At 66.8% G+C, this 7,214-nt stretch carries 8 protein-coding genes, 1 tRNA gene and 1 pseudogene; 4 read left to right on the forward strand and 6 right to left on the reverse strand.

Translation table 11 applies throughout. The annotated features are described in order from the left end of the window. The 6 genes and pseudogenes from AC5E6L_RS09990 to AC5E6L_RS10015 form a co-directional block, all read right to left on the reverse strand. On the reverse strand, positions 1-217 hold a 217-nt coding region (locus tag AC5E6L_RS09990), incomplete at its 3' end, for a hypothetical protein (RefSeq protein WP_491772989.1). Positions 218-1,024: 807 nt separating this feature from the next. Next, positions 1,025-1,408 (reverse strand): RidA family protein, encoded by a 384-nt coding sequence (locus tag AC5E6L_RS09995; protein ID WP_491230887.1) that lies wholly within the window; start codon positions 1,406-1,408, stop codon positions 1,025-1,027. A gap of 22 nt (positions 1,409-1,430) precedes the next feature. Further along, positions 1,431-2,651 carry a glycosyltransferase family protein gene (locus AC5E6L_RS10000; protein ID WP_491772991.1) on the reverse strand — a complete coding sequence of 407 codons (1,221 nt, stop codon included), beginning with the start codon at positions 2,649-2,651 and terminating at the stop codon, positions 1,431-1,433. Positions 2,652-2,712: 61 nt separating this feature from the next. Then, complete coding sequence (locus tag AC5E6L_RS10005) at positions 2,713-3,507, reverse strand: HAD-IIB family hydrolase (RefSeq protein WP_491772993.1); 795 nt, start codon at positions 3,505-3,507, stop codon at positions 2,713-2,715. A gap of 145 nt (positions 3,508-3,652) precedes the next feature. Further along, positions 3,653-3,802: pseudogene (locus tag AC5E6L_RS10010) on the reverse strand (IS3 family transposase); the annotation flags it as partial. Positions 3,803-3,927: 125 nt separating this feature from the next. Then, positions 3,928-4,002: transfer RNA gene (locus AC5E6L_RS10015), tRNA-Thr, on the reverse strand. Between the two features lie 133 nt (positions 4,003-4,135). On the opposite strand from AC5E6L_RS10015, the gene AC5E6L_RS10020 reads away from it, so the two are divergent. The 4 genes from AC5E6L_RS10020 to hisD form a co-directional block, all read left to right on the forward strand. Then, the gene (locus AC5E6L_RS10020; protein ID WP_491772995.1) at positions 4,136-4,321 is read left to right on the forward strand and encodes a hypothetical protein; all 186 of its coding nucleotides are present in this window, start codon (positions 4,136-4,138) and stop codon (positions 4,319-4,321) included. 250 nt (positions 4,322-4,571) lie between these two features. Continuing rightward, positions 4,572-5,861, forward strand: a complete 1,290-nt coding sequence (murA, locus tag AC5E6L_RS10025; RefSeq protein ID WP_491772997.1) for a UDP-N-acetylglucosamine 1-carboxyvinyltransferase — start codon at positions 4,572-4,574, stop codon at positions 5,859-5,861. Positions 5,862-5,980: 119 nt separating this feature from the next. Further along, positions 5,981-6,421 (forward strand): DUF2948 family protein, encoded by a 441-nt coding sequence (locus AC5E6L_RS10030; protein WP_491772999.1) that lies wholly within the window; start codon positions 5,981-5,983, stop codon positions 6,419-6,421. Positions 6,422-6,441: 20 nt separating this feature from the next. After that, the coding region (gene hisD / locus AC5E6L_RS10035; RefSeq protein WP_491773001.1) for a histidinol dehydrogenase at positions 6,442-7,214 on the forward strand (773 nt) is incomplete at its 3' end.

Here is a 7,214-nt window from a genome sequence, read left to right on the forward strand (position 1 = left end):
CTTTCGGTGTCGTTGTCGCATCCAGCTCAAAAGTGCCTTTGAGCAACAATGTGTTGTCAAGTGTAACGACCCTGAATTCATTGCCCTCAAAAATGCACACCGCACCCGGTGCTGTGTGCTCGTCATTTGGTGGCTCGATAATGCCATCCGCCTCAAGATAGGTCTGTGACCACACACCTTGGAGTTCATCAAAGTCAGCTTGGCTAATCGGATTCATGGAAGCTCAAGCGGGTAATTTACTACTCAGAAGCGGGCTAGCACATTGCAGGTCGAATGTCGTTGATGGGCTCTGAGCGGACGTGCAAACCAAACACCCGGCCTTCAGGTGCTGGCCCGACTACCGCGTTCAATCCACCCGGCGCCTACCCGAACTCGGCATCGTCCGCCCGCACCGCTTCGTGCAAATCGCGCGCGAGGTCGGGGCCTGCGGCCTGCACGCGGCCCAGGCGGGAATGAAGGGCGCTTCCACGGAATTGTCGAGGAAGGTGCGGCCGGCCCCGGCCATGTTGGCGGCGGTGCGTGGGCCGCCCCGGCCTCGAAGGCGCTACGGTCGCCTTGCGGGCGGGGTGGGCGCTGCGTCCTCCCGCATCGACCCGCATGAGCGGCGCTCCTCATCGATCAGGAGCCAGGGTTCGATCCGCCCGCTGAGCGGAAGACCGTTTCCGCGCCCGATGGCGTCCTCGATCGGTTCCCTATTCCTCCATTCCAGAAAGAAGAACGTCGCGTGCCGATCGGACGCGACCGACCTTACGTCTTCCAGGAACCGGGGGAGCAGGTGGATGCGCGCTCCTTCCCTTCGTCCCAGGTCGCGGGAATTATGCTCTTGGCGGACATAGGCATGGAGATCGCCCACGCGATGTTCGCCATAGCCTTGGCGGCGTTTGGAAAGCTGCGTCTGACGGCGCCTTGAGCAGATGACATATAGGCCGGTCAAGAAAACACTCCTGCGCCGTTGAAACCGCGGGCGCGATGCCGTCGTCGCCGCCTTGCGAGCCGGCGCCGACACATGCATCGGTGGCCGGCTTCAGGCGACGGCCACTGCCTCGATCTCAAGCAGCCATGCTTCGTCATAGATTTCGGCGATGACGACGGTCAAGGCGGGCGAAAGGGTGCCGAGAACCTCCTGCCTTACCTTGCTGTTCAGGGCCCGGTGTTTCCGGCTCGACAGAAAGGTCGTGTGCTTGACGATGTTCTCCAGGCCCATCCCCGCGGCGACCAGTTGGCGTTCGACGTTCTTCCACGTCAGCCTTGCCTGATCCTCGAAACCTTCCGGAACGCTTCCGTCGGCGTCCACGGGTATCTGCCCGCTGACATGGACGATGCGCGAAACGCCCTCCGCGAGGCGGGCCTGCGCATAGCCGCCGGATGCGGCCGGACCCTGTTCGGAGTTGATCGGAGTCGTTTTCATCTGTTTACCCTTTATCCAGCGCCTACCCGAACTCGGCATCGTCCGCCCGCACCGCTTCGTACAAATCGCGCACCAGGTCGGGGTCGGCGGCCTGCACGCGGCTCCAGGCGGGAATGAAGGGCGTTTCCATGGGATTGTCGAGGAAGGTGCGGCCGGCCTCGACGATGTTGGCGGCGAACAGTTCGACCGCGCGCTCCTCCTCGTGCCGGTCCACATGCAGCCCGTTCATGCGCGCATCGTTATAATAGGTCTCCACGAAATCGAGCGCGATGCGGTAGTAGCTCGCCTTGAGCGCGCGGAACGTCTCCTTGGAGAACACGGTCCCGTCGGTGGCCAGCTTGCGGAACAGCGCCTTGCAGATGTCGGTGGACATGCGCGACAGGCCCTTGGACGCATCGCCCTCGGACAGCGGCTGGTGCTTATGGTCGTAGGCGTCGGAAAGCTCCACCTGGCACACGCTGCGCGGGGCGAGGTTGCGCCAGGCTTCCGACAGGGTGCCGATCTCCAGCCCCCAGTCGGAGGGAATGCGCATGGCCGGCAGGATCGAGGCGCGCATGGCGAACTCGCCGGCGAGCGGGTAGCGGAAGGCGCGCAGATAGTCCAGATAATCGCGCTCGCCCACGGTCTTGCGCAGGGCAAGCAGCAGCGGGGCGACCAGCAGCCGGCTGACCCGGCCGTTCATCCTGCCCTCGGCGGTGCGCGGATAATAGCCCTTGCAGAACTGGTAGGCGAAGTCGGGATTGGCGACCGGATAGACCAGCCGCGCCAGCATGTCCCTTGAATAGGTCACAATATCGCAATCGTGCAGCGCGACGACGTCGCTTTCGGCGCGGGCCAGCGTATAGCCGATGCAATACCACACATTGCGCCCCTTGCCCGGCTCGGAGGGGGACAGGCTCGCCTCGGCCAGCCGCGCATCGATCGCGCGCAGGCGCGGCCCGTCGTTCCACAGAACCGAATGGGGCAGGGCGAGCCGGCAGAAGAAGGCGCGGGCGGCCCTGTATTCCTCCTTCGAGGCGCGGTCGAGGCCGATCACCACATGGTGGATGAAGCGGACCTTGCTCAGTTCGTCGAGGATCGCCGGCAGGGCCGGCCCTTCCAGCTCCGAATAGAGCGAGGGCAGGATCAGCGTCACCTTCTGGCGCTCGGCGATGACCTCCAGTTCCCGTTCGAGATCCTCGGGGCTGCGCGTGCGCAGATTGTGCAGGGTGGCGACCGCGCCGTTCTGGTGAAAGTCTGCCATGGTGTCGGCTCCCGTTCGTCTTCAACCTATCGGCATGGCCATCGTTTCGCGTTGCGTCAGGTCAAGCCGAAAGGACCGACAGCACCGCCGCGTTCCAGCCGGCGGGCCCTGCTTTCCTGGTGCGCGTTATCGTTCCGTCGTCCTCGCCGGCAAGGCGGGGCAGGGGCGTGCCGCGCGGATTGGCGACGATGAAGGCGCGGTCGGCCGCTTCCAGCATCTCGATGTCGTTGGGCGCGTCGCCCAGCGCGACGGTGAAAGGCCGGGCGCCGGGGAAGAGATGCTCCGTGATCGCGTCCATCCGTCCGGCCTTGCTGGCGCCGAAGCAGAGCGTCAGGAAGCGGCCGCCCGCGCGAGCATGCACGCCCCTGTCCTTCAGCCAGGCGGTGAAACGGTCGCGTCCGGCCGCATCGCCGGACCAAAGGCCCGGCTCGGAAAAGCGGCGGTCGGCGGCGCGCCGCGCGGCCCCACCAGACAGGCCGGTCGCCTCCATGATGCCGGCGATGCCCATGTCGGCAAAGCCCGTGAAGCGGGCGCGCAGAGCGTCCGGCGCGTCGGCCAGGATCGCGCGCAGACGCGCATGGTCGTCGGTTGCCGCGCCCTGTTCCTCGCCGTCGGGCGCAAGAACGCCCGCGCCGTTCTCGACGATCGCCGGGCAGTGCGCGAACGCCAGTTCGGCGCGCAGCGGCGCGATCTCGGCGGCGGTCTTGGACGAGGCGAGGACCAGCGGCGCGCCGCGTTCCCTCAGGGCCGAGAGCGCGGGTTCTGCGGCGTGCCAGGCATAGGTCTCATGGTCGAGCAGCGTGCCGTCCAGATCGGTGAAGACGATGAGCGGGCGGGCGGACGTGGTGTCGGACATGGCGGTGAGAAAGCAGAACCGTGTGACAGGGATGAGACAAGGTTAACACCCGTTTCGCATCGCTCCAAAGCGCTGTTCGGTCCCCGACTTGACCGATTGGATCAGCTTGAGGCGTCCTGGCTCGATCGTCCACGGCTTTCAGGTGGATTCCTTCACGTTCCAGCATCAGGCCGATCCTGCGGTAGCCAAACCGGCGGCGTTCGCTGGCAATCTCACGCATGCATTGTCTGATCTCGGGACAATCCGGCAAGCGTTTGCGCGTGACCGTCTTCGGGTCGACACCGGCCAACCGGCAGGGGCACTGCGCATCGCAGCACATAACTGCCTACCGCATCACCGATTTTCGGGTGGCCCAATGGGTGGGCCGAAGAAGGTGGCGTCTGATATTATCTATTAAAAACAATATCTTAGAGAGGTAAATGGTGCTGCTAGAGAGATTCGAACTCTCGGCCTCTCCCTTACCAAGGGAGTGCTCTACCCCTGAGCTATAGCAGCGTCTTTGGCGGCCGGCGGCTTGTGCCACAGCCGTTTTGCCTTATCAAGGTGTCAGTTGCCGCGCCATGCGATATTGGCGGCAGCGCATGCTATTGCCGAAGGGTGGACGGCGAGGGCCGGCACAGGCGCACCGATGACCGCAAGGACCAAGACCGAGAGCGCCCGTGCGCGCAAGGAAAGGCTGGCCGCCGAATTGCGCGCCAATCTGCAAAAGCGAAAAGCCCAGGCGCGCGCGCGCCGGGCCGGCGCGGCCGATGCGCGCGATGAAGGGCTGAAGGCGGCGCCCGCCAGCGACGGCGAAAAGGCCAGGCCCGACTGAGGCGGCGGCATCTTTGATGCGGCGGCCGGGAAATGCCGGACCGCCAGCGCCAATCGCTCAAATGCCCTCCTTGCGGTCAACCGGGCGTTAACCCTCCCTTCAACCCTTGCGGGCCAAACCGGCGCCTCGCCCTGCCGTTGCGGAAGAGTGCTGTTTGCGAGCCCGCGATCGGCCGTGTGGAGCGGACCGGGCTCGCCTTGAAGCGGCCCCGATCATCGTCTAAACGGCGCCCAACGAGGGGACTTTCCTGATGGACAGCATTCGCATCGTCGGCGGCCACGCGCTCAACGGCGTCATTCCGATTTCCGGCGCCAAGAACGCGGCCCTGCCGCTGATGATCGCCTCGCTTCTGACCGACGACACGCTGACGCTGGAAAACGTGCCGCATCTGGCCGATGTGGAGCAACTGATCCGGATCCTGTCCAATCATGGCGTCGACTATGCGGTGAAGGGCCGGCGTCGCGCCGAGGGGCAGAACTTCGCCCGCACGATCGATTTCACCGCGCGCGACATTGTCGACGTCACCGCGCCCTATGAACTGGTCTCGAAAATGCGCGCCAGCTTCTGGGTGATCGGCCCGCTTCTTGCGCGCATGGGCGAGGCGCGCGTCTCGCTGCCGGGCGGCTGCGCCATCGGCACGCGGCCGGTGGATCTGTTCATCGAGGTGCTCAAGGCGCTGGGCGCCGAGATCGAGATCGAGAACGGCTATGTGCATGCCACCGCCCGCAACGGCCTTGCCGGCGCGCGCTACGCCTTCCCGAAGGTTTCGGTCGGCGCGACCCATGTCGCGCTGATGGCCGCCTCGCTGGCAAGGGGGCAGACGGTGCTCGAAAATCCGGCTCGCGAGCCGGAGATCGTGTGCCTGGCCGACTGCCTGAACAAGATGGGCGCCAGGATCGAGGGGGCGGGCACGGACACGATCGCGATCCAGGGCGTCACCTCGCTGTCGGGCGCGCGGCACCGGGTGATCCCCGACCGGATCGAGACCGGCACCTACGCCATGGCCGTCGGCATGACCGGTGGCGACGTGCTCCTGAAGGGGGCGGAAACCGAAACCTGGCGGGCGGCCATCGATGTGCTGGGCGAAACGGGCATCGACATCACCCACGAAGAAGGGGGCGTGCGCGTCCACCGCAACGGCAACGGCCTCGTCGCGGCCGATGTCGCAACGCGCCCCTTTCCCGGCTTTCCGACCGACCTTCAGGCCCAGTTCATGGGGCTGATGACCCGAGCGAGCGGGACCGCGCGCATCACCGAGACGATCTTCGAGAACCGCTTCATGCACGTGCAGGAACTGGCGCGCCTCGGCGCCCGCATCGCGCTCGACGGCCAGACCGCCACCGTCACCGGCGTGCCGGTGCTCAAGGGCGCGCCGGTGATGGCGACGGACCTGCGCGCCTCGGTGTCGCTGGTGATCGCCGGCCTTGCGGCCGAGGGCGAAACCCGGGTCAACCGCGTCTATCATCTGGACCGCGGCTTCGAGCGGCTCGAAGAGAAGCTCGCCGCCTGCGGCGCGCAGATCGCCCGCGTTTCTGCCTGACCGCCCACGCACGCCATGCGCCGTTCCTGATCTAGCCGTTCGGCCCTGTTGCGCCGCACCCTTGAAAGGCGTAGCAGTTCGTGCGGACCCTGGCCTTTCCGAACATGCGTGGCGGACCGATGGACGGCTTGAAACTGTTGGCGCTTGACGAATCCGATCTGACGGTCATTTCCGCCCAGATGCAGGACGCCGTCACCAAGCCAGGAACGTTCGACTACCGCCCCGGCGCGCGGCGCTTCTCGCTGCTCGCCAACCGCTTTGCCTGGGACGCGGAGACCGGAACCCGAGTGCAGGGCCACCAGCGGCGGCAGGCGGCGCTGTCGTTCGCGCGCGTGAGGGCCGTCAGGACGATCGGCGTCAGGCGCGGCGACCGCGATCAGGTGCTGTCGCTGCTGGCGATCCGTTTCGCGCCGGGCGATGCGGCCCCCGCCGGCACGATCGAACTCATCTTCGCCGACGAAGCGGCGATTCGGCTCGATGTCGAGGTGATCGAGGCGCAGATGGCCGATCTGGGCGCGGCCTGGGAGACCAGCTTCAAGCCGCGTCACCCGGCCGGCTGACGGTGCCGGGGGACCGAACCGTGCCGCACCTGCTCGACAGCGCCGGGACCGATTTCGAGGCTCGTTTCTCCGCTTTTCTGGGGCTGAAGCGGGAAACCTCCGCCGATGTGGAGGCCGCCGTGCGCGCGATCATCGACGATGTGCGGGCGCGGGGCGATGCGGCGCTGGCCCGGCTCACGCTCCGATTCGACCGGCTCGATCTCGATGCGACGCCGATGCGCGTGGGGACGGACGAGATCGAGGCGGCGGTCGCGCGGATCGATGCCGAGACGCTGGACGCGCTCACCCTGGCGCGCGACCGCATCCGCTCCCACCATGCGCGGCAGATGCCCAAGGACGATATCTACACCGACGCGCTCGGCGTCACGCTCGGCAGCCGCTGGACGCCGGTGGACTCGGTCGGCCTTTACGTGCCCGGCGGCACGGCCGCCTATCCGTCCTCGGTGCTGATGAACGCCGTGCCGGCGACCGTCGCCGGCGTTGCGCGCATCGCCATGGTGGTGCCGGCGCCGGACGGCGCGCTGAACCCGCTCGTGCTCGCCGCCGCCGATCTGGCGGGCGTCACCGAGATCTACCGGATCGGCGGGGCGCAGGCGGTGGCCGCGCTCGCCCACGGCACCGAAACGATCGCGCCCGTCGCCAAGATCGTCGGGCCGGGCAACGCCTATGTGGCGGCGGCCAAGCGGGCCGTGTTCGGCACGGTCGGCATCGACATGATCGCCGGCCCCTCCGAGGTGCTGGTGGTGGCCGACGGGCACAACGATCCGGACTGGATCGCCGCCGACCTTCTGGC

Source organism: Roseitalea sp. (assembly GCF_984466335.1).